Origin of the sequence: Celeribacter sp., from assembly GCF_048270365.1 — a bacterium.
Taxonomy (GTDB): domain Bacteria; phylum Pseudomonadota; class Alphaproteobacteria; order Rhodobacterales; family Rhodobacteraceae; genus Celeribacter.
The window spans coordinates 144,588-165,881 of record NZ_JBLWTA010000005.1; the positions used below are offsets into that span (position 1 = coordinate 144,588).

General features: G+C 57.3%; 21 protein-coding genes and 1 tRNA gene. All 22 read left to right on the top strand.

Going from position 1 to position 21,294, the window contains the following annotated elements:
• Positions 1-5: 5 nt before the first annotated feature.
• Positions 6-1,016 carry an NAD-dependent epimerase/dehydratase family protein gene (locus ACN0X0_RS09040; protein WP_417278887.1) on the top strand — a complete coding sequence of 337 codons (1,011 nt, stop codon included), beginning with the start codon at positions 6-8 and terminating at the stop codon, positions 1,014-1,016.
• 77 nt (positions 1,017-1,093) lie between these two features.
• Positions 1,094-1,183, top strand: a tRNA-Ser gene (locus ACN0X0_RS09045).
• Positions 1,184-1,331: 148 nt separating this feature from the next.
• Positions 1,332-2,513: a tyrosine-type recombinase/integrase gene (locus ACN0X0_RS09050; RefSeq protein WP_417278888.1), complete on the top strand. Its 1,182-nt coding sequence runs from the start codon at positions 1,332-1,334 to the stop codon at positions 2,511-2,513.
• 3 nt (positions 2,514-2,516) lie between these two features.
• Positions 2,517-3,182, top strand: a complete 666-nt coding sequence (locus tag ACN0X0_RS09055; RefSeq protein WP_347168221.1) for a hypothetical protein — start codon at positions 2,517-2,519, stop codon at positions 3,180-3,182.
• Positions 3,183-3,278: 96 nt separating this feature from the next.
• Entirely contained in the window at positions 3,279-3,482 is a 204-nt protein-coding gene (locus ACN0X0_RS09060; protein WP_417278889.1) for a MerR family transcriptional regulator, read from the top strand.
• 162 nt (positions 3,483-3,644) lie between these two features.
• A complete protein-coding gene (locus ACN0X0_RS09065) occupies positions 3,645-4,499 on the top strand; it encodes a hypothetical protein (RefSeq protein WP_417278890.1) in 855 nt (284 codons plus the stop codon).
• A 161-nt stretch (positions 4,500-4,660) separates the two neighbouring features.
• The gene (locus tag ACN0X0_RS09070) at positions 4,661-4,990 is read left to right on the top strand and encodes a plasmid mobilization protein (RefSeq protein ID WP_066009869.1); all 330 of its coding nucleotides are present in this window, start codon (positions 4,661-4,663) and stop codon (positions 4,988-4,990) included.
• The gene (locus ACN0X0_RS09075) at positions 4,984-6,504 is read left to right on the top strand and encodes a mobilization relaxase (protein ID WP_417278891.1); all 1,521 of its coding nucleotides are present in this window, start codon (positions 4,984-4,986) and stop codon (positions 6,502-6,504) included. Before ACN0X0_RS09070 ends, ACN0X0_RS09075 begins: the two co-directional genes overlap by 7 nt.
• Positions 6,488-6,802, top strand: a complete 315-nt coding sequence (locus tag ACN0X0_RS09080) for a hypothetical protein (RefSeq protein ID WP_417278892.1) — start codon at positions 6,488-6,490, stop codon at positions 6,800-6,802. The genes ACN0X0_RS09075 and ACN0X0_RS09080 overlap by 17 nt, the downstream gene beginning before the upstream one ends.
• 15 nt (positions 6,803-6,817) lie before the next feature.
• The gene (locus ACN0X0_RS09085; RefSeq protein WP_417278893.1) at positions 6,818-7,228 is read left to right on the top strand and encodes a hypothetical protein; all 411 of its coding nucleotides are present in this window, start codon (positions 6,818-6,820) and stop codon (positions 7,226-7,228) included.
• Positions 7,228-8,271, top strand: coding sequence for a type IV secretion system protein (locus tag ACN0X0_RS09090; RefSeq protein ID WP_417278894.1), 1,044 nt, complete (start codon positions 7,228-7,230; stop codon positions 8,269-8,271). The genes ACN0X0_RS09085 and ACN0X0_RS09090 overlap by 1 nt, the downstream gene beginning before the upstream one ends.
• A 94-nt stretch (positions 8,272-8,365) precedes the next feature.
• Complete coding sequence (locus tag ACN0X0_RS09095; RefSeq protein WP_417278895.1) at positions 8,366-8,581, top strand: hypothetical protein; 216 nt, start codon at positions 8,366-8,368, stop codon at positions 8,579-8,581.
• Positions 8,582-8,903: 322 nt separating this feature from the next.
• Positions 8,904-12,074: a hypothetical protein gene (locus ACN0X0_RS09100; RefSeq protein WP_417278896.1), complete on the top strand. Its 3,171-nt coding sequence runs from the start codon at positions 8,904-8,906 to the stop codon at positions 12,072-12,074.
• The gene (locus ACN0X0_RS09105; protein WP_417278897.1) at positions 12,074-12,556 is read left to right on the top strand and encodes a hypothetical protein; all 483 of its coding nucleotides are present in this window, start codon (positions 12,074-12,076) and stop codon (positions 12,554-12,556) included. The genes ACN0X0_RS09100 and ACN0X0_RS09105 overlap by 1 nt, the downstream gene beginning before the upstream one ends.
• Entirely contained in the window at positions 12,553-13,788 is a 1,236-nt protein-coding gene (locus ACN0X0_RS09110; RefSeq protein ID WP_417278898.1) for a hypothetical protein, read from the top strand. Before ACN0X0_RS09105 ends, ACN0X0_RS09110 begins: the two co-directional genes overlap by 4 nt.
• Positions 13,789-14,208: 420 nt before the next feature.
• Positions 14,209-15,093, top strand: coding sequence for an NUDIX hydrolase (locus ACN0X0_RS09115; RefSeq protein ID WP_417278899.1), 885 nt, complete (start codon positions 14,209-14,211; stop codon positions 15,091-15,093).
• A gap of 94 nt (positions 15,094-15,187) precedes the next feature.
• A complete protein-coding gene (gene nadA / locus ACN0X0_RS09120; protein ID WP_417278900.1) occupies positions 15,188-16,156 on the top strand; it encodes a quinolinate synthase NadA in 969 nt (322 codons plus the stop codon).
• Positions 16,156-17,715, top strand: a complete 1,560-nt coding sequence (locus ACN0X0_RS09125; RefSeq protein ID WP_417278901.1) for an L-aspartate oxidase — start codon at positions 16,156-16,158, stop codon at positions 17,713-17,715. Before nadA ends, ACN0X0_RS09125 begins: the two co-directional genes overlap by 1 nt.
• A complete protein-coding gene (gene nadC, locus ACN0X0_RS09130; RefSeq protein WP_417278902.1) occupies positions 17,712-18,566 on the top strand; it encodes a carboxylating nicotinate-nucleotide diphosphorylase in 855 nt (284 codons plus the stop codon). Before ACN0X0_RS09125 ends, nadC begins: the two co-directional genes overlap by 4 nt.
• 382 nt (positions 18,567-18,948) lie before the next feature.
• On the top strand, positions 18,949-19,695 hold the full coding sequence (locus ACN0X0_RS09135; RefSeq protein ID WP_226552807.1) for a GntR family transcriptional regulator: 747 nt from the start codon (positions 18,949-18,951) through the stop codon (positions 19,693-19,695).
• A 19-nt stretch (positions 19,696-19,714) separates the two neighbouring features.
• The gene (locus tag ACN0X0_RS09140; RefSeq protein WP_417278903.1) at positions 19,715-20,248 is read left to right on the top strand and encodes a 2,4'-dihydroxyacetophenone dioxygenase family protein; all 534 of its coding nucleotides are present in this window, start codon (positions 19,715-19,717) and stop codon (positions 20,246-20,248) included.
• Positions 20,245-21,282, top strand: coding sequence for a 2,3-butanediol dehydrogenase (locus ACN0X0_RS09145; protein ID WP_417278904.1), 1,038 nt, complete (start codon positions 20,245-20,247; stop codon positions 21,280-21,282). The genes ACN0X0_RS09140 and ACN0X0_RS09145 overlap by 4 nt, the downstream gene beginning before the upstream one ends.
• Positions 21,283-21,294 lie beyond the last annotated feature (12 nt).

The following is a 21,294-nucleotide window of genomic DNA, read 5'->3' on the forward strand; positions in this document are numbered from 1 at the left end:
CCCCTATGCCCACCGCTCTCGTCACCGGCGCCGCCGGGTTCATTGGCTCTTTCGTCTGTCGCACTCTTTTGGAAGAGGGCTGGCGCGTCATCGGCCTCGACTGCCTGTCGGATTACTACGATGTGGCTTTGAAGGAACGCCGCGAAGAGACGCTTTCAGCCTATGAGGGCTACCGCTCCGTGCATGACAAGGTCGAAACCCCCGGCCTCTTGATGTCTTTGTTCGCAGAGGAAAAGCCCGATGTGGTGATCCACCTCGCGGCGCAGGCGGGGGTGCGCTATTCGATCGAAAACCCGCGGTCTTACCTTGAGAGCAACATCATCGGCACGTTTGAATTGCTGGAGGCCGCGCGGGCCTATCCGCCGAAGCACATGCTTTTGGCTTCGACCTCTTCGGCCTATGGCGCCAACACCGTGATGCCCTATCAGGAGGTGGTGAAAGCCGACCACCAGATGTCGTTTTATGCGGCCACGAAAAAATCGACCGAGAGCATGGCGCACAGCTACGCGCATCTTTTCGGCCTGCCGATCACCATGTTCCGCTTCTTCACGGTCTATGGCCCTTGGGGGCGGCCCGACATGGCGCTCTTTAAATTCACCAAGGCGATCCTCGAGGGTAAGCCCATCGACGTCTACAACTACGGCGATATGAAGCGCGATTTCACCTATGTCGAAGACCTCGTGCACGCCATCCGCCTGTTGATCGACGCGGTGCCCGTGCGGCCCGAAGACGGCGTGGTCGAAGAGGGCGACAGCCTCTCTCCGGTGGCGCCCTACCGTGTGGTGAACATCGGCAACTCGGACGCCGTGCAGCTCACCGATTTCATCAAAGCCATCGAGGCCGCGACCGGCCAGACCGCCGAGCGCAACCTGATGGAAATGCAGCCGGGCGATGTGCCCGCGACCTGGGCCGACGCCTCTTTGCTCAAACGCCTGACTGGCTACGCGCCGAAAACCTCCGTGCCCGAAGGCGTGGCCAATTTCGTGCGGTGGTATCGGCAATATTACAACGCCTGATCGCCGGCGCTTTTCAGTACGTTTTGACGTGAGATTTTGCCTTGTGTCTCTGTGACGGCTCCATTACACGGGTCGACGGAGACGTGGCCGAGTGGTCGAAGGCGCTCCCCTGCTAAGGGAGTAGGCCCGGAAGGGTCTCGAGGGTTCGAATCCCTTCGTCTCCGCCACTTACCATTTTCATTGAATGGCCTTGGGGCGCTTGATAGCGTATAAGTCTATGGACTTATGCGCTTATTCTCGTTCGTTGATTGCGTTCGCTTCACTTCGATTGCGCTCGGTTCTATTCGTTCCGTGGTATGAAAGGTGGTACGTCCGATGGCCTACACCTCCGGCAAACTGACGAAGAATCTCGTCCGCACCCTCGGCGCAGGGCGGCACGGCGACGGCAATGGCCTCTACCTCGTTGTAGACCCATCGGGTGCCCGCCGCTGGATCGTGCGCGTCACAGTGAAGGGGCAGCGCAATCGCCAGGGCAAGCCCAACCGAACGGACTTCGGTCTAGGCGGCGCTGACATCATCACCCTGACGGTCGCCCGCGAGCGAGCGCTTGAATACCGACGCCTCGCCAAGCAGGGGCTGAACCCGAAGTACCACCGCGACAAGGAAGTGCCGTGCTTCGAGGAGGTCGCACGCCAGGTCCATATCGAACGCCTACCGACCTGGAAGAACCCAAAGCACGGCCAGCAGTGGATCAACACACTCGCCGACTACGCCTTCCCCAAGATCGGCCGCTTGCCCGTCTCGGATATCGACCAGCCGGAAATCTTGCAGGTGCTGTCCCCAATCTGGACCGAGAAACACGAAACAGCGCGCAGGGTAGCGCAGCGGATGAAGGCGGTCCTCGATGTGGCGCGGTCGCGCGGTTACCGCGAGGGCGAAAACCCTGTGACGGTCGTTATGGACGCTCGCGTGCTGCCGCGCGTGAAGGCCAAGGTGAAGCACCACAATGCGATGCGCTGGCAAGACGTGCCCGCGTTCTACGCGCAGCTCTCACAGCAAAGCGGGATGGCGGCCAAGGCGCTGATGCTCACATGCTTGACTGGATGCCGAACCAGCGAGGTTCTGAGGGCTGTCTGGGGGGAGTTTGATTTCGATGACCTGATTTGGACGATCCCCGAAGAGCGCACCAAAACAGGGGCCGTGCACCGTGTTCCGCTTACGGATCAGATGCTGGGGATTATCGAACCACTGAAAGCCCTTCGCTCCCAATGTGTCTTTGAAGGCCAGCGTCGGCACACACCGCTGTCGAACATGTCGATGCTCATGCTGTTGCGCCGCATGGAGATCGAGGGTGTGACCGTTCACGGGTTCAGATCAGCATTTCGGGATTGGGCTTCCGAGGTAGGGAACCATCCGCGCGAGGTGGCGGAATTGAGCTTGGGTCACAAGGTGGGTTCGGAAGTGGAGCGGGCCTATGCGCGATCTGATCTTCTTTCCAGAAGGCGTGAACTGATGCGCGATTGGAACCTTTTTGCTTGTTCGCAATGTGGAGGTTGAACTGTGGTAGCTGAAATAGAACACGTCGCGGCAAGGATTTCCCACCTAACGTTCATTTCTGAATTTGACGCCGCGTGGCTCGCCATACGAGCCCTTCTAATCGCGACAAAGACGAAAGCCGACTTTTTGAAACTGCATACCGGGCTGCTGGAGATTCGAGCTCGGGATCAGTACCTGAAGACCGGTAGGCGGGACGCACTGTGGCCAACCCCTGGCTCTGATCCATTGTTGCTTGAAGGCGCTGTTCGATATGCAGTGAAACAATGCGCCTTGGGTCAGGATGAAATGTGCCAGGACGTCATGCGCCTAGGAGATGTGCTGCGCCGGATCGTCATTCATGGGTCATCCAAGGGAACGGCATATGCTGACGCACAGGGGTTTGCCCAGCAAGAATATAAGAGCGTGCTCGATACGAAAGGGATCGAAGTCGCACGGAACTACCTAGGGCGAAGTCCTCGATCACTACAGAAGCTATGGGCGCTCTACGAGCCGGTGCTGGCATATGTGTATTTAGACTACGCTCAAGCGCAACGACTCGCGGCGCGTGTCCCTGGTTTCGACCATTCGCACATTGTTCAGTTCCCATATCTGTTCCGAGATCTCCTGAACATGGCAACGCATACCAAACCAATCAAACAGAAAAGAATGCAAGTCATTGTTTTCAAGTAGAAAGATGTTGCTTTTTCGATTGCGCTAGGTCGTTTGCGGCAGGCTGGCCAATATGGATGCAGTCGAACGCAACCGAAGAAAGGCGATGTCGGAACAATGGAGATCTTTGAGAACGAACGTGTCTACGATGATGGTGACAAAGAGCTTGATCTTATCGCCCCTCGCGCGAAACGGGCGCAGTGGCGTCATCGGCGGGTGGGCCCGGCATGGGTCAAGTTCGGTCGGCGGGTGAAATACCTCGGGCGCGATCTGAACGCTTACGTCGAAGAGAACCGCGTCTCTCCTAGTGATGCGGCATAGGCTCTAAAACACAAAGCCCCGCACGGGGCGGGGCCTTGTCGTATTCGCGTGATCACCAAAATTCTAGGACAAACGCGCCCCAGATTTCAACCCCATGACAGATGCCGAACACCGGCAATCGCCAGCCCAACCGCAATTGGGTTGACGGGAAAGGTTTGCCCTATGGCGCGCAAGAAATTTGCAATGCTCAATGTCTCGCTGCTTAACTCAGCTGCTTTTCGCGGCCTTCGAAGCTGCACAGACAGAAACGTTTACTTCACCGCACATCTGAGTTCTCAGGCCGATTATTCCGGCTTGTTCAGATATCCACGCTCTCTCTTTGCATCCGAGGCAGGGATTACAGAGGAGCAGCTGCAAGTCTCGGTTCAGCGACTGAACGATGCGCAGTTGCTCGAATATGATTCAGAGGTCGAACTGCTCAGAATCTCTGGTTGGTTTCGGTCCATAAATTGTCCTGACAATCTCTCGCGCGTCCAGAACCTGGCGCAGGGTTATCTGTCCGGCGAACTGCCGACCACTGACATTTGTCGCCGCTCTATCGCTGAGTTCGTCCTGGGGTGCCTCGCTCGGGCGCAGCGTTTCAAAGCAGGCAGCGAGCACGGGCCGAAGATCGTCGATGAAATTCGCGCATTCCTGGCGACTGCGGGGGTCGTGTTTCGGAACCTGCGACCGTTTCTAGAGGAAGAGTTTCGGGAATACGGCGCGTCGGTTTCTCGCGAGTTCGAAGATGTGATGCTTGGCCTCGTAGAAGCGGAAGCCAAGATGCAGCGAGCAGCTGACAGAGTTCAGATGCAGGAGGCCATCAGGGTGGCGGCAGGGTGCGATCAGGGTGGGGACACCCTGCCGCCACAAGAGAAAAGAGAAGATTCAAAAAATACAAAAAAATATAAAATGGCCTTTGCGGATGACTTCACAGCCACTGGCGAGATTGACGGCAATCAGGCCGGGAAGAGTGCTCGCCCTTTAGCTGCGACCCTGAATAGTCCGTTGGTTCGCGCACTTCGCGCCTCGGCTTGATGTCGGGTGGGGTCATGAGTTCTGGTGAAGTGCAAAGAGCAAGGCGACCCGGTTCTAGGTCTTCGACCGTCGAACCGGGGCCTTGCGAGGGGCGGCAAGCCCCCCCTTCGAACCCCAACCGGACCGCGCGGGGCGCGGTCCCCTCGGAGAAGCAGGAAGCCGTGTTCTTCTACTGCTCCTCCGAGGAAAAGGCGCTGATCCGGCAGGCGGCTGCGGATCGCGGGCTATCCATGTCCGCCATGCTTCGGCAACTCGCCACCGGCGCGGCTCCGAAGCGGCGCAAGCCCGCGCCCCGTGTCGATCCCGCGCTCGTTCTGGCCGTGTCCCGCTATGGCGGGAACCTCAACCAGATTGCGCGGTGGCTGAACACGGCGACCCGCGCGGGCCGGGCCAGCGAGGTCGAGGCCCTGCGCGTGGCGGCGGCGCTGGTCGGCATCGAGCGGCGTTTGGCGGAGATCATCGCCCAGCACCGGAGGCCGCCCGGATGCTGATCAAGTTCTTCCCCAACGGCAAGGACGGCGGTGCGGGGCCGGTCGAATACCTGACCGCCCGCACCGTGCTTGCCTATGACGACAACCGCGATCTGATCCGCGATGCGTCTGGCCAGCCCATGACCGTGACGCGCGCGCCGCTGCCGGAGGTCGTGCGCGGCGATCCCCAGGGCATGATCGACCTGATCGACGCATGCCCTCACAAATGGACCTATCGCGCCGGTGTTGTCAGCTTCGCCCGCGAGGACGCCCCGACCGAGAACCAGCAGCAGGAGGTGATCGACCGTTTCGAGGAGATCGCCTTCGCCGGGCTCGATGCCGACCGCTACGCCTGCCTTTGGGTGCGCCACACCCATGAGGATCGCGTCGAGCTACATTTCTGCACGCCACGCATGGAGCTGCACAGCGGACGTAGCCTCAACATCGCCCCGCCTGGTTATGAACGTGCCTACGACAGTCTGCGCGATCTGATGAACAAGACCCACGGCTGGGCCGACCCCATGGACGTGGAGCGTGTGGCCGAGGTCAAGCCGGTCACGGAAACCCCGGACCGCGCCGCCGGGCGCGACGGGCTCCATGCCTGGATCGGTGATCAGATTTCCATGGGGCTGATCGAGGATCGGGCGGGAATGGTCGCCGCGCTCACCGATGCGGGATTCGAGGTGCCGCGTGCGGGCAAGAATTACCTGACCATCAAAGACCCCGAGACCGAAGAACGGTTTCGCCTGAAAGGAGAGATTTTCCATGAAGACTGGAGAGCCGAAGCAACGGCTGAGCGAGAAGCTGAACGCGGACATGGAGCGGATCAGGGCCGAGAACGCCGCCTCGATCGACACACAGTTGCAGAGCTTCAGGACCGATTTGAAGGGCATTGCCGAAAACGCTCTGGCTACAATCAAGACCGATACGGAAGGCTACCTGCTGCGCGTGAGGAAACACCTCATGACGCAGAGCGCGAACGCAGCGCGGCCGGAGTGGAAAGCCCTGATGTGGCCGACATTGGCAGCTTGCTGCCTGATGATCAGCACTGGGATTTCGACATGGTCGGTCATGACCTGGCTGATGCCGAGCTTGAACACGATGGGTCTGCGAGTGATCGACCGTCCCGAGGCGACATATCTGATCCCACGCGATGGCCGGGCGACGCTGGACCGCTGCCAATTGGCGGGGGAGCCGGTGGACTGTCTCGTTCTGCCGAAGGAGTGAGCGATGCATGGTCTGACAGCGTTAGAGCGCGAATTGCTGAGCTGCGTCGAGCGGTTGACGGAAGCCTCGAAGGCATCCGCACAGGAGTTAACAACCTACGGCGAGGACACACGCACGGAGCTGGATGGGTTACGCAACTCCGTGATCGCGTTGCTCAGATCACAGCTCTCCTTAGCCGCAGCGTTGAGCGCCTGGATGCCGGATTCCGCGCAACTCAACGACAGCATGGAACAGGCGCAGAGGGCGAAGAAGCACCTCGAGACGCGCTGAGCGAAGACAGGGAGGATACCCATGCACTCCGACACTAAACTGCGCTTTCCCGTGAACCCATGGCTGGCATGGCGTCCTGGCAGCGATCGCGCGTTCGACGCCTTGGAGCGTATCGGGGTGCTGATCCGTCGCGGGGCATGTTGGGACGACAGCTATGCCTTTGAACTGGGGGCTCAGGCCCGACGCTACGCCAACCAGTGCCCGAAGGGATTTCGCCACGGCCTGGAAATCGTGCTCAGCGAACACGGCAATCTAGCCGCCATCCAAGGCTGGCTCAGTGCGGCGCCGAGCCGCGACTTCACGCACATCGATCAATCACCTCGAAGCGCCGACTGACCGGAGGAAACCGACATGAAATTGCTCAACACGCTAATCCTGATCGCCTCAGCTGGCCCCGTCTACGCAGACACGGCCACGCCTTTACTTTCCGCCAGCTCCGCCCGAACAGATCGCTACGGCTGCACGGTCAGGCAGCGCCCGGATGGAATGACCTACAGTGGGTTCCGCGATGCATGGCGCAATACCGCCGCAGATGACCTTTATTCTCTTCGAAGACACCAGACAGCGCTAGAGGCGGGCGCATGTGCCTGCGATGCACTCTGGCCTGACTGGTCCAGCATCGAAGAGGAGTTCGAGGCGCTTGGCTTCGCTGATCCGCAGGCAACGGACAGCCTTCATGTCACTTGGGCCGCCGCCGAGTATTTCCCTGTCATTTCGAACCTTCGCGCAGCACTGCGGGAACAATGTCAGGAGGCTGATTGATGGGGATAGTTACATTCATCGTAGAGGCAGCCGACAAGGGCCTAGATACCGTCGCAACTTCGCAGTTCGCCGCCGTTGCAGAAATTTCCGGCACGATCATCATGGGGGCCGCGACCCTCGCGATTATCGCACTCTTCATCAACATGGCGTGGCAAATCCGGCCCATGGATGGTCGAGAAATGCTGGTGCTGCTCTTCAAAATCAGTCTAATCGAGGCGTTCGCGCTCAACTGGGCGAACTTCAATTTCGTAAGTCAGCATATGATTGACGGGCTAGATGAACTCGCCGGTAGCTTGATCGGCTCGGCGACCGGCGAGGATGCTGTCGGGTCGGCCTACTTTGCAGCGCGGTTTGATCTTCAAATGGATCGCCTGGCAGAGTACGGGAACGAAGCCGCCTCTCATATGTCGAGGGTCAGCAAGGCGCTGATGGGCGTCTTTTTCATGGCGTTGATCGCTTTGGTTGGAGGCCTGGCCGGAGCGGTACTAGTGCTCGCAAAGATGATGATCACACTCCTGATCGGTCTGGCGCCGATAATGATCCTTTGTTCGATGTTCGACGTGACCAAGGACTACTTCCACCGCTGGGTATCCTCGCTGGCAAGCTTCGCCCTCTACCCAGTTGTTATCGCAGGTGTATTTTCCATGGTGTTCGGCTTGGTGACGTTGCTGGTCAGCGACCTAGGCTCGGTTGATACTGCTGACAAAGCCGGAAAGATGGTGCCCTTTCTGGGTGTGGTGATCCTTTCGCTTGTCATGGTTGTCGCCATTCCTGTGATCGTGCCGATGATATCTGGCAATCTGCAGGCCGGCTGGCCAGCGACTTCGTTGAGAGGAAATTTTCAAAACCTACTCTTAATGCGTAACCGTCCCAGCCAGCGAGGTAGCCAGATCAACCTTGCTCGCCCACGTAACCTGCGGGAGCACGAGCAAATGGAACCCTCCAGCCCGGCGCAAAACACGCCATCGTCTACCGGCACGGGCACGGGCACCGGAGCGAAGATGCAACGCATGATTGACAGAGGTGAACGTCTCAAAAAGTAAGCACGAAGTGCATTACAAACGTTCACGAGCATCAACTTGGAAGATGACAATCACCTAGGGCGATAGGTCCGATCGAATAGGACTGGATCCACATATGCGAGAGCACAAGAAAAATACGCCAGCGATGCCGCCGCACCACCCCGATCAGCATGAACTTATCGATTGGGCAATGTACGGCCCTAAAGACCGCCGCATCGAACACTTGGTTCGGCAACTTGCGTTTGAGCACGGCCTCCGTCTCCGAGACATCGAAACTTGGATCGTGACTGCGCTTGAAGAGAAGTTAGTGGAACTGAACCGAAACGATTGATAAGGAGGGGCTTTCATCCTAACATCTGAGGCATGCGAAGTAGACCAAAACTTCCCGCTCTCAAAGGTGAGTGGAACTCACCAGCGCCTCATGCACACTGTGGCGAAGCTGTTCGGCATGAATGGTCTCGTCGGCGATGCTGGCGGACCTTTGGTCTTGGATAAACCCCATCTACAAAACGACTTAATGGCTTTCTGTGTCCACACACTAAGCTTGGTGTCAATGTGGAAGCAGTAATAGGTGCGCCGTGCCGCGTAAGAAAAAAAAAGTTAAGACCCAAAGCTCTGAGATGAAGAACTTTGCGCGCGGACAGCGAGGTTCAATGACATCGGCGACAGTTCTCAAGGAGGTGTCGTCCCGGATGCATCTGCCCGGCGTGGCGGTATGGTTCTCAAAGGCGTTTCCTCTCGGCGCATTCAGCAAACATGCGACACCTCGGCAGCCAAGTTCTATCCCCGGCATAAGTAAGGGTATCGCCACGACCCTCGAACGCGAGATCATTTGGGCTGTCGCGATACTCCAATCCAATTCAAGTAAATTGAGAGAATATATAAGGGCAAGACAAAGAATCGAAGGCAAGCTAGCACACGGTGAATTTTCTGACGCAGAGCGTTTGCTGGACGAGCTCACTAGCAAAGTATGCTGGTCACATAGCGGCCTTGCGCTGAAGCTCTTCCTTGTTTCGAACCTAAAAGGCTTGGAGGCGCAAAAGAACTGGCTCGTTGAGAACATCCTTGATCGGACCAATTCTCCTGCTGCATTCTTTGGATACTGGCTAGGAGTGAGACAGGAGCCAGAGGCTGACCCACAAGACTTTGAAGCGCATATCGTACAAGCCGTTCCCAATCTTTACAATGCAAGTGAAGATAACGCATTCTTGCAACATATATTGATGGCACGAGCCGCTTCTCCTGAGGAGGAGGCTAGCCTCGTGCAGCAGCTACAAGCTCAATCCATTATAGATATGTACGAGGGCTTAGTCTCACAACTAATCGATACTGCCGCCAAAGGCCAAAATAGCTGCGAATATTACCTTAGCCACTTAGTACCGCTTATGGAGAAAATAGGGGATTGGCGGCATGAAGGTGTCAAGTCACTTCTAAGCGGTGGCTCTGAAATCAAAATCCGAGACTGCGACACAGCTTGGTCTGCAAGTCGGTTTATTGATACTCTCCGACGAGGAGAGGAAAGTACACTGAGCGGCGCACCCGCCGCATATGGGCAAGCCCTCGGCGCGTCAGTTGATATGACACGCCCAGATCGCGAGAATCGTACAATTTTGGGAAGCCTCGCATACTCCGATGTATGGAGCGACATGTGTATTTTTCTGAGAGCAACGTACAATCTAAAGTTTGCACGAAGCTCCGAAGAAATTGTCCTGCTTAATAGGATTCGATTTATAGTCGACAAGAGGCCGTCGCCATATTTGTCGGGATATGTGCAAGAGGCATACGAAGACAACCCGCACAATGAAGAATTCCAAATGGGCGTGTCTGACAGGGACTATTTTGACCTGGCACACTCCGTGCGGTCGGGTAATTATCAGAACGCGAAGTCAATACTGTCCAAAGTTGAAGAGCGCCGAGTCCAAGAAGACCCTGAACTACTGCGCCTCCAGACGGTTCTAGCGCTTGAAAATCAGGACTGGCCATATCTGACCAAGCGCCTGAATGCAGCCACATTAGAAAATAGGGAGCGCCTTCAATGGGTGCCCTATCCCGACATATCTAGCGCGATTTCCGATAATGTAATTGAATCCAACTCAGAAGACCCGGAGCTTTCAATACTACTCTCGAGACTGGCGCCTCTAATGGGTGAGCAAGTAAGATCTCAACTCATTTTCGCATCAGAGCTTCACTTAAACAATCTCGGCTGGGATAGACCATCCGAGATACCCGAAGAAATCCTATCCTCTGACGTCGCTCTCCAAGAGTTCGTATTTTCATGCTTCACCCCAGAAACCATGGCATTGTCTCTGAGCTACGTTGATGCCGAAGAAATGCAGGAGGAGCGCATTATTCACCTCGCCCTGCTCGCAAACGCTTCACCCGCATTTCGAGACAAGTGCGAGGATGAGTCCGAGCAGATCATTCGATCGCAAGAAATCTCAAAAGCAATGTCAACTGTTGCTGAGAGCAAGATAGATTGCGACGAGGGAGGCCTTAGGAGTTGGGCAAAGGAGAAGCTTTCTGCAAAGTATGAACGCTTCAGGGCTTTTGTTGACGCAGGCATTCTTCCAGCATCGGCGGAAAATTCGAAAGAGCTCCTAGTTGCGGTCAGGGAAGGAGATCTGGGTTCAAAAACATTTGAAATCCCTAGCAACGAAGCCACTAGCATTCTTCGAGAAATAGTAAATGAGTTAACCCGAGCCTACAGTTTAGACCCATACTTCGGTCTTAACAGCTATCTAAGTCTTCGTGTTCGCCATGGTACGGTGGCAGGGCAACTCCGACGCGGCTGCGCAGAGGAGCGACTCCTGACGACTGCGGACAGCGATGGAGACAGATACGATTTGAACCAGCATTGGTTTGATATTCTTCGAGAAACCGGTCGTATCGATGTTGCTGCCGTTGTCGCAGAGCGGCTAGGCGATTTTTCGAAATCTCTCGATGCGATAATCTCCGATTTCTCCGATAATAACCTCCAGATTCTGACCGAAGAGAAGCCGGGCGGCTTAGTTGCGACTGCCTTCTCCGAACAACTGTTGTTTGGCTTCTTCGGCGATGCAATTGCACTAGATAATATCGACGATTTTCTAAATGCATTCAGCGATCTATTCTGGAGCAATCTTGAAGTCAACTTGAGCAAAGCCAGAGAGTTCATAAAGACTGACTTCCGCAGAAAGATGATGGAGCTATTCGACAACTTAGAGGCGGGCGTAAAAGATGATGCAAATGCTCCCAGCCTCCCGCCGATTTCAGATGCGATCGTCCGCGCCAGGACAATGACGAACCAGTCAATAGACGAAGTATCGCAGTGGTTCTCCACCTCGAAGAGTTCAGAAAGTGACGTATTTAGCATTCCGGACCTTGGCCGCATCAGCCTTGAAATAGCCAAAAGGCTAAATCCGGATTTCAAGCCGAGTGTAGAATTTAAAGGAGAGGACTCCCTCCCGATATACTACGGACTCGTCACCTTTACGGATGTTTTTGGCGTCCTTTTCGATAACGTCGCCAAACACTCTGGCGTCATATCACCAAGGATAATAATTTCATCGGACACCTCGGATGCGGACGTAATAAAAATTCAGTTTTCTAGCGACTGCGTTGATGTAGATCGTGCAGTTGCAGCAGCGGAAAGGGCAAACTCAAAATTCTTGAACGGAAACTACTCATCCGACCTCACAGCAGAAGGCGGCACAGGCTTGGCTAAATTGTCAAAGATCATGCGCGGATCAGCATCGTCGCAACCCTTCTTCGTAGCTGTCGACGAGGAAAGTAGAACTTTCAACGTCAACCTTGAATTCACATATGTTACGCTAGGGGGCAGTTGATGAGCGATGTTGACCATTCACTCCGCGTACTTCTTGTGGAAGACGACGAGAATAAGAAACAAAGAATTCTATCTTTCTACGAGTCATCCTTCCCTCAAGACACGGTATTTTGGGCGCCAGCTCTTGTTCCCGGTCTTCGGAAGGCGAAGGAGATTTCTCCTGACTTCATTATCTTAGACATGACACTTCCTAACTACGAACAATATGGGTCAAACGGCTATAACCCGATGCGGCCATTTGGCGGTCGGGAGTTTTTGCGGCAGGCAGCTCGGCTTCGCTTGAACAGCAAGATTGTTGTGGTAACGCAGTTTGAAACATTCGGCGCCGCCCCAAACGTAGTAGACTTGGAAAGTCTAGATCATCAACTCAGGAGTATTTTCCCTGAGCACTACCTAGGCGCAATATACTATCACGCCTCGATGTCGGCGTGGCAAAAGAAACTAAGTGATGCAAGACAAAGGTGTGAAGGCTCTTCGCAATGAAAGTACTAATAGTCGATGATAGTAACGATAAAGTTCGAGATATACTTGCCGTACTCATCTCTGCTGGACTTAGTGAGGATGAAGACATTGACGTTGCCTCGAGCGCTCAGGCTGCAGCGCGCTTTCTGAAAGACCACGACTACGGCTTAATGATTCTCGACCTTCACCTCCCTATGCGCTTGTCGGAAGAACCGCGAATAGATGGGGGTGCATATCTCTTGAAAGAGATTGGTCGCCGGAAGGAGCTTCGACGCCCAGAGCATATCCTTGGTTTAACCGCACACGATGAGGCAAAAGCTAATGCGGAACCAGAGTTCAATAAAGGGCTTTGGTCTATCGCCAAGGCCTCGAGTGACAGCTCGGAATGGAAAGAGGCGATACTCGAAAAAGTTCGGTACCTTCTAGCGAGAAACGCCGCACAGGACGCACCCTCACAGGTAAAGTGCGATGTTCTCTTTATCTGCGCGTTGAGAAAGCCTGAACTGACGCAGCTGAAGAAAGCAATTGGTACGGAGTGGGAGGAAATCACTCTTCCGGGAGATGCAACAGCTTACTTCCGTACGGTTGTGCCGTCGAAAGAGGGTCAAGGGTTGAACGTTGTCTGCTGTTCCGCGCCAAGTATGGGGATGGCCGCATCAGCGACATTGGCGACTAAGGCTGGATTGAAATTTAAACCCCGAGTCGTGGCTATGACTGGCATATGCGCAGGGCGGGAAGACGAAATTGATCTTGGTGCATGCTTGGTTGCGTCGAAAACTTGGGACTATGGAAGTGGGAAGTTCTATGGGGAGACTGACACGGATTCGGCTCGATTTGCTGCAAGCCCCCATCAGCTTGTTGTAGACCCGATCGTGCAGACCGCTACTGAAGCGATAATGGCGGATCAAACTTTGCTCGATAGCTTTCATAGCCAATTCCCAGGAAACCGTCCTGATCGGCGACTCTCTGTGACCTTTGCCCCGATGGCGAGTGGTGCGGCTGTGCAAGCTGATAGTCAGTTCTTTAGTTCGATTGAACGGCAGGACCGAAAGGTAGTCGGGATCGATATGGAAGCCTTCGGTGTGTGCTGGGCTGCGCGCGAGACATTTGAGCCGCGCCCCTCCTTCTTTGTCTGCAAGGGGGTTTCAGATTTCGCAAACGAGGAGAAGGCGGATGGCATTCAAGAATACTGCGCCTACACATCTGCACGCGTTGGAATGGAGATCGCAACGAAGATCCTAACGCGTGGCTAACGCGATAAGCAGTGGCCTTAAAGTTCTTGGGCACTGCGTCCAGCAGTGTGGTATAAAAGGTGGTAGGGCCGAAAGGGGCGCATAAGTTTTCTGTTAATTAACATATGCTTATCGTGAATTCGGCGTCTCCTTCGTCTCCGCCATTAGGCTCTTTTGCGTGGCAAAAGATGCCGACACTCTACCTGCAACAGAAGAGTTGGCTTTGCTTTCCTGCCCCGAGGTGCTCAAGGGGTGGCAATCGGCGTGGCTTTTGGCTTGACCGGCCTCAAAGGCTTCACTGGTTCCCGAAGCAGGCGGCGAGACTAGACTAAATGGTCAATTTTCGCGTCTTAGAGCTATCGGAACCAGACCTGACGCGGTAAATGAAAGTCCGACAGTCCCGCAAAGACACAAGACATTCATTGCCGTAGGAAAATATTCGTGTCCGAGAGCCTCGCATACGCCGAACTGATCGCCGTTCTCGTCGCTGTGACGGACAATGAACCGCGTGTCATGACGATTGATGCTGGGGAGGCCTTGCCGTCAGGGCCGTTCGAGACGAGCCATCGCACGCTGCAAAGTGGTCTGCGCGCCTGGGTGGAAAGCCAGACCGGGCACCCCGTCGGATATCTGGAACAACTCTACACCTTTGCGGATCGTGACCGTGCGCTTGATGCCGGGGCCGGTGCGGCGCAAACGCGACATATTTCGATTGGATATCTGGGGCTTGTCCGCGAACAGGTGGCCCTCGGCGCCGGGCGCCCGGAGTGGCACAGCTGGTATGAGTATTTCCCGTGGGAAGATCACCGGGAGGGCCGCCCCGATCTGCTCGTGGCTCTTTCTGAGCGGTTTTTGGACTGGGCGGGCGATCATGAGGTTCGCAGGCAAAGGGTCGACTTTCTTTTCGGGCTCAATGGTCAGCTCTGGAACGAAGATCTGGTGTTGCAACGCTATGAGTTGATCTATGAGGCCGCGCTTGAGAAAGAGGTGGGGTTCGGTCGTCAAATGGCGAGCGATCATCGGCGCATTCTGGCCACCGGGATCACGCGGCTCAGGGCCAAGATCAAATATTACCCCGTGGTCTTCGAGTTGATGCCCGATAGCTTCACGCTCTTGGATCTTCAGCGGATGACCGAGGCCTTGGCGGGGGTGAGGCTGCATAAATCGAACTTCCGTCGGCAGATAGATCAGCAGAACCTGATCGAGGAAACCGGTGAGATGTCGAGCGAGACGGGTGGGCGGCCTGCCAAGCTGTTCCGTTACCGGCCCGCCGTCGTCGAAGCGAGCTCGCTTTCGGGCGCACGCCTCCCTTATTCACGACACTGAATTCAAGACACTGACTGTCATGGCCTTGACATAAACTCAGATGGAGAATAAGTCATGCCTCGGATGTACTCAAATCGAGTACAAGGAGGATCCTATGACAACCATGCGCTTGCCGGAGCTTTACGACCGCGTTTCCAAAATCATTCCGCACCCGGATTGGATGCTGTTTGAGGATGACATCGCGGCCATTCTCGAGCTTAAAAAACAGAAAAACGCGGTCATCCTCGCGCATAATTATCAGACCCCCGAAATCTTTCACGGGGTGGCGGACATTGTGGGCGACAGTCTGGCGCTTGCTCGTAAAGCCGTGGATGTCGAGGCGGATGTCATCGTGCTGGCAGGCGTGCATTTCATGGCGGAAACGGCCAAGCTCTTGAACCCGGAAAAGACCGTGCTGATCCCGGACATGCGCGCCGGATGTTCTTTGGCGGATTCGATCACGCCGGAAGACATCGCGCTTTTGCGGGCCGCGCATCCGGATGTGCCGGTCGTCACCTATGTGAACACCTCCGCCGCCGTCAAAGCTGCCTCCGATATTTGCTGCACCTCCGGCAACGCAAAGCAGGTCGTCGAATCCCTCGGTGTGCCGAAGGTTCTGATGCTGCCGGACGAATACTTGGCCCAAAACGTCGCGCGAGACACGGATGTCGAACTGATCGCGTGGAAGGGCCACTGCGAAGTCCACGAACTGTTCACCCCGCAAGATGTGCGCAGCATGCGCGAGGCCTATCCCGGCGTGACCATTCTGGCGCATCCCGAATGCCCGCCCGAGGTCGTCGCAGAGGCGGATTTCTCCGGCTCGACGGCGGTGATGTCGAATTATGTCGGGGAGGAGAAGCCCGCGCGCGTGCTGCTTTTGACCGAGTGTTCGATGAGCGACAATGTGGCGGTGAACCACCCGGATGTGGAGTTCGTGCGGCCCTGTAACCTCTGTCCGCATATGAAACGGATCAGCCTGCGCAACATCCGCGAGACGCTTGAGACCGGGCTGCATGAGGTGACCATCGACCCGGCCATCGCCGATGATGCGCGCCGCGCCGTCGAACGTATGCTCGCAGTGTGATGCAGCCGCTTGATCCTCTGGCGGGTCAGATCGCCATTGTCGGGAGCGGCATTGCCGGTCTGATCACCGCGCTCGAATTGGCGCCTCGGCCCGTGGTGCTGGTCACCCGCGCCGAACTTGGTCGCGAAAGCTCAAGTCTCTGGGCGCAGGGTGGCATTGCCGCAAGCCTTGGGCCCGATGACGATCCCGACCTGCATCTTGCCGATACGCTCGCGGCCGGGGCGGGGCTTTGCGATCAGGACGTGGCGCGAGGGCTTCTCTCGGACGCGGGCGATGCAATCGCGACCCTCGAACACTACGGCGTGCGGTTCGACCGCAAGCCCGATGGAACCTTTTCCCTCGGTCTCGAGGCGGCCCATGGGCGGCGCCGCATCCTTCATGCAGGTGGCGACGGATCGGGCGCCGCGATCACATTGGCCTTGGCCGAAGCCGTGCGCCGGACGCCTTCGATCACGCTGTTGACCGGGGTGGAGGCGCGCCGTGTGCTCACGGATGAGGGACGTGTCTCCGGGCTTTTGCTTCAGACGGAGACAGAGGCGGGCATTCTGCCCACGACGCAGGTGGTGCTGGCGACCGGCGGTCTTGGCGGTCTCTTCGATGCCACGACAAACCCCTCCGGCAATGTCGGGCAGGGCGTCATGATGGCCGCCCGCGCTGGCGCGCTTCTGACCGATATGGAGTTTGTGCAGTTCCATCCCACAGCGCTCGATGTCCCGCGCATGCCGCTGGCCCTCGTCAGCGAAGCGGTTCGGGGCGAGGGGGCGTGGCTGCTCAATGGGGCTGGCGCGCGGTTTATGCTGGACACCGAAGGGGCCGAGCTTGCTCCGCGTGACGTGGTGGCCCGTGCGATCCATGCTCAGATCGCGCAAGGGCAGCGCGTGTATCTCGATGCGTCCCGCGTGTTGGGCGCGCGCTTTGCCACGGTCTTTCCCACCATCGACCGCCTGTGCCGTGAGGCGGGGATTGATCCCGCGCGAGACCCGATCCCGGTCCGCCCGGCGGCGCATTATCACATGGGCGGGGTGGCTGCGGACGCCTTTGGTCGCAGCAGTCTTATGGGCCTCTGGGCGGTTGGAGAATGCGCCGCAACGGGGCTGCACGGCGCGAACCGGCTCGCCAGCAACTCTCTCTTGGAGGCGGTGGTCATGGCGCGCCGTGCGGCGAAGGCTTTAGGCGAAACTCCGGCTTCCGCGACCAAAGGGGCTCTGCGCACAGCTCTGGCCCAGCCCTTGCCCCGCACCGACGTGGGCGCTGTTCGTCCGATTGTCTCAAACCATCTCGGGCTGATCCGTGACAAGGCGGGGATTGACGAAGCCATCCGCCGTTTGCGCCCGCTGGTCTTGGGCGACGGCCCGGCGTCTGATCCCGCCCTTGTCGCGCTCTCGATCGCATGCTTTGCCGCGCTGCGTCTGGAAACGCGGGGCGGACATGCGCGACGTGATTTACCAAACCTTCTGAGCCATGCCATCCGGCATCGGATGACCCTTGATGACATTCTGGCTGCGACCGCTGATCTGGGTCCGGCCAAGCCCCACCTCGTTTCGGAGTATATGACGTGACCCTTTCTCCTCTGCCTCACCTGATGATTGAACCCGTCGTGCGCCGCGCACTTGAAGAGGATCTCGGCCTTGCCGGGGACATCACGTCGATGGGGGCAATCCCCGCCGGGCATCGCTCGGTCGTCACCGCCGTGTCCCGCACGGAAGGGGTCATTGCTGGCCTCGATTGTGCTGAGATTGCCTGTCATCTCGTCGATCCGAAGATCAAATTCACCCGCCTTGTCGAAGATGGCGCGCCCGTGTCGCCCGGCACCCATATCGCCACGTTTGAGGGCCCGTCGCGGAGTTTGCTGACTGCCGAGCGCACGGCGCTCAATTTCATGGGGCATCTGTCCGGCATTGCCTCTGTCACGGCGGGGCTGGTGCGCGCGGTCGCGGGCACGACGGCGGCGATCACCTGTACGCGCAAGACCACGCCCGGATTGCGGGCGTTGGAGAAATATGCGGTGCGCGCGGGCGGGGGGATGAACCACCGCTACTCTCTCGCCGACGCGGTTCTGATCAAGGACAACCATATCGCGCTGGCCGGTGGCATTCGCCCGGCGCTTGAAGGCGTGCGGGCTGTGGCGGGGCATCTTGTGAAGATTGAGATCGAGGTGGACACGCTGGAGCAGTTGGCTCAAGTGCTCGAGATCGGCGCGGACGCCGTGTTGCTGGACAACATGTCCCCCGAGATGTTGCGCGAGGCCGTGGCCATGGTGGATGGGCGCGCGATCACCGAAGCTTCGGGCGGCATCACGCCGGAAACGGCGGCCTCCGTGGCGGCCTCTGGCGTGGATTTGATCTCTCTGGGCTGGATCACCCACAGCGCGCCGGTGCTGGATATCGGTCTGGACTTCATGCCGGAATAAAGGATGGCGTAGGCCAGCAACGCCGCCCACCATGATGGTTGTGAAAGAAATCGGGTTGTTCGTCGGTTTGGGCGTGAAGGCGTGCCCTTCGCCGCCGTCGCGGTTCAGTCGGGACTAGCCCCGACTTTTCGGCAATTCTCTCCGAAATTATATCGAACTGCGGCCCCTTGAGGGCGCGCTTTGCCCCCTTCGTCACCCGGTTCTGCCGTGGGGGGGCTAAGGGGCGTGTTTGGATTCTTCCCAAAATGCCACTTTTTCCACCTCTGAATGTATACAAAATGTCCTGGGTCAATACAAAGCCTAGCCTGTTTTCACTAAAAAAATGGTGAACATGTTCAAAAACAGCATTGATCGGCGCTAAGAATCAAATCATTGTATACATATGAGCCAAGAGAAAACCGTCTATAGCAAATTGCGCAGCATGATCCTGAATGGCGCCTTCGACGCCGGGGAGAGGCTAACTGAACTGAAGGTCTGCGAGGCACTGGGTGTGTCGCGGACGCCGGTCAGGGCCGCTCTGTTGCAATTGGCGTCTCAAAATCTGGTCATTGGTCAAAGCAATCGGGGGTACACCGTGCGCGGTATCACCGTCGAAGACGTGTGGGGCGCAAATGTTGTGCGCTCGGTCCTCGAGGGGGCCGCCGCCGGTATGGTGGCGCGCGAGGGGGTGGACGGCGATGTGCGTGACACGCTTGAGCAAAGCCTGAAGGACTATGGCCAGCTCGCGCGGCATGTCGAACTGTCGGATGATTTCCTAAATAACCATTCGGCCGCGAACCGGGTTTTTCACGAAACAATCGTGTCCGCCTCCAAAAATGAAAGCCTTTTTCGGTCGATTGAGACGCTGGCCTATATGCCCGTCCAGATCAACCGCGTGGTCTTCGCGTCGGATCGCGACTTTGCCATTCAGACCGTGCAATCCGGGTTGGCGGAGCATCAGAGCGTCTTGGCCGCGATGCTGTCGGGGGACGGAATGGCGGCGGAATTGCTGATGCGCACGCACAGCCAAAAAGCGTTGCGCGGCATCGAACATGTGCAGGGGGTGCTCGGGCTGGGGCCTGAATACCGCCAGATGCCATTTCACAAGTTCATCGGGGGCCTCGGGATTTCCGTGGTCGCCGCAGAATAAAAGCTAAATTGGAGGAAAAATGCCTGAAGCTGCAGTGAACGAGTTTTGGAAAGATATCAAACCCATCGCAGAGGTGTTCAAACCGGACGCCGGTCGCGATGTCTACATGAGCGATGTGGCTGACGCGGACGAAAAATATTTCGTGCCCTTCACCGACACGGTGTTTTCCCGGCCGCTCTGGATTTCGCCGAGCCAAAACAAATGGTGCGATATCCTGATGGCGAAAGAGGCGGGGCTTGTGAACCGTCACTATCACCCGCACGAAGTGTTCGCCTATACGCTCAGCGGCAAGTGGGGCTATCTCGAACACGATTGGACCGCGACCGCAGGGGATTTCATCTACGAGTCTCCGGGCGAGGGGCACACGCTTGTGGCCTATGACCACCCGGATCCGATGCGCGCGTTTTTCATCGTGAAGGGGCCGTTGCTTTGGCTCGACGAAGACGGCGAAGTTGACGGCTATATGGATGTCCACGACTACCTGAAAATGTGCCGTGATCATTACGAGAAAATCGGGATCGGCGCAGATTACATCGATGGCCTCATCCGGTGAGCCATCTCGCCCTTCAATGGCATGGGCGGCGGGATTTGCGGGTGGAGGCGCGTGAGCGTCCTCCGCTTGCACGGGATGAGGTGCGTTTGTCCGTGGCCTATTGCGGGATTTGCGGAAGCGACCTGCATGAATATGCGCAGGGGCCGCAGGCCATCCCGACGGTCACACCGCACCGTCTCTCCGGCGTGAAAGCGCCGCTTGTGATCGGACATGAGTTTTGCGGAACTGTCATTGAGGTCGGGTCTGATGTGCCGTCTGTCGCGCTCGGTGATCGCGTTGCGGTCGAGCCGGAATATCGGTGCGGTGTCTGCACAGCCTGCGTGCGCGGGGATTATCATCTGTGCGACGATTGGGGCTTTGCGGGGCTGATGGGGCATGGCGGCATGGCCCAAGAAGCCGTCGTTCCCGGCTATATGTTGCACAGATTGCCGGACGGGGTGTCCTTCGAGGACGCTGCACTTTTAGAGCCGGCTGCGGTCGCGCGCCACGCGATCAACCGTGCAGGGGAAGTTTACGGTGCACGCTGTGCTGTGGTTGGGGCAGGGCCGATTGGTCTGCTTTTGGTCCAGCTTCTAAAGCTGTTCGGCGCGTCCGAGATCGTGGCAACCGACATGTCCGAGGCCCGTTGTGCCAAGGCATTGGCATTGGGGGCGGACAGGGCGTTCTCACCGCGCGACGACGCTCTTACGCCCAACCACTTCGACGTGGTGTTCGAGGCGGTGGGCGTGCAATCGGCTCTGGATGCCGCACTCACGGCGACGCGGAAAGGCGGCAAAGTTATTCTCGCTGGCCTCTTCGTTGAAACGGCCCAGATGAACCTCTTCGACATGGTCAATCGGGAAGTGAGCCTGTTGACGACGCTCGGGTATCGTGACTGCTACCCGGACCTCATGGAACACATCGCGACGGGCCGGTTCGCGCCTGCGCAGATCGTCACCCGAAAGGTGCCGTTGGACAGAGCCGTGGAGGACGGCTTCGAGGCGCTTTTGGGGCGACCGGAAGAAATCAAGATTTTGGTGCAGCCGAACGGCTGAAACCGAACAGGA

Bases quoted from the DNA above. Each gene is read 5' to 3' on its own strand.
- nadA (WP_417278900.1), top strand. From the start codon at position 15,188: ATGACAACCATGCGCTTGCCGGAGCTTTACGACCGCGTTTCCAAAATC.
- ACN0X0_RS09125 (WP_417278901.1), top strand. From the start codon at position 16,156: ATGCAGCCGCTTGATCCTCTGGCGGGTCAGATCGCCATTGTCGGGAGC.
- ACN0X0_RS09095 (WP_417278895.1), top strand. From the start codon at position 8,366: ATGCGAGAGCACAAGAAAAATACGCCAGCGATGCCGCCGCACCACCCC.
- ACN0X0_RS09110 (WP_417278898.1), top strand. From the start codon at position 12,553: ATGAAAGTACTAATAGTCGATGATAGTAACGATAAAGTTCGAGATATA.
- ACN0X0_RS09105 (WP_417278897.1), top strand. From the start codon at position 12,074: ATGAGCGATGTTGACCATTCACTCCGCGTACTTCTTGTGGAAGACGAC.
- ACN0X0_RS09090 (WP_417278894.1), top strand. From the start codon at position 7,228: ATGGGGATAGTTACATTCATCGTAGAGGCAGCCGACAAGGGCCTAGAT.
- ACN0X0_RS09085 (WP_417278893.1), top strand. From the start codon at position 6,818: ATGAAATTGCTCAACACGCTAATCCTGATCGCCTCAGCTGGCCCCGTC.
- ACN0X0_RS09080 (WP_417278892.1), top strand. From the start codon at position 6,488: ATGCACTCCGACACTAAACTGCGCTTTCCCGTGAACCCATGGCTGGCA.
- ACN0X0_RS09050 (WP_417278888.1), top strand. From the start codon at position 1,332: ATGGCCTACACCTCCGGCAAACTGACGAAGAATCTCGTCCGCACCCTC.
- ACN0X0_RS09040 (WP_417278887.1), top strand. From the start codon at position 6: ATGCCCACCGCTCTCGTCACCGGCGCCGCCGGGTTCATTGGCTCTTTC.
- ACN0X0_RS09140 (WP_417278903.1), top strand. From the start codon at position 19,715: ATGCCTGAAGCTGCAGTGAACGAGTTTTGGAAAGATATCAAACCCATC.
- ACN0X0_RS09065 (WP_417278890.1), top strand. From the start codon at position 3,645: ATGGCGCGCAAGAAATTTGCAATGCTCAATGTCTCGCTGCTTAACTCA.
- ACN0X0_RS09075 (WP_417278891.1), top strand. From the start codon at position 4,984: ATGCTGATCAAGTTCTTCCCCAACGGCAAGGACGGCGGTGCGGGGCCG.
- ACN0X0_RS09060 (WP_417278889.1), top strand. From the start codon at position 3,279: ATGGAGATCTTTGAGAACGAACGTGTCTACGATGATGGTGACAAAGAG.
- ACN0X0_RS09100 (WP_417278896.1), top strand. From the start codon at position 8,904: ATGACATCGGCGACAGTTCTCAAGGAGGTGTCGTCCCGGATGCATCTG.
- ACN0X0_RS09135 (WP_226552807.1), top strand. From the start codon at position 18,949: ATGAGCCAAGAGAAAACCGTCTATAGCAAATTGCGCAGCATGATCCTG.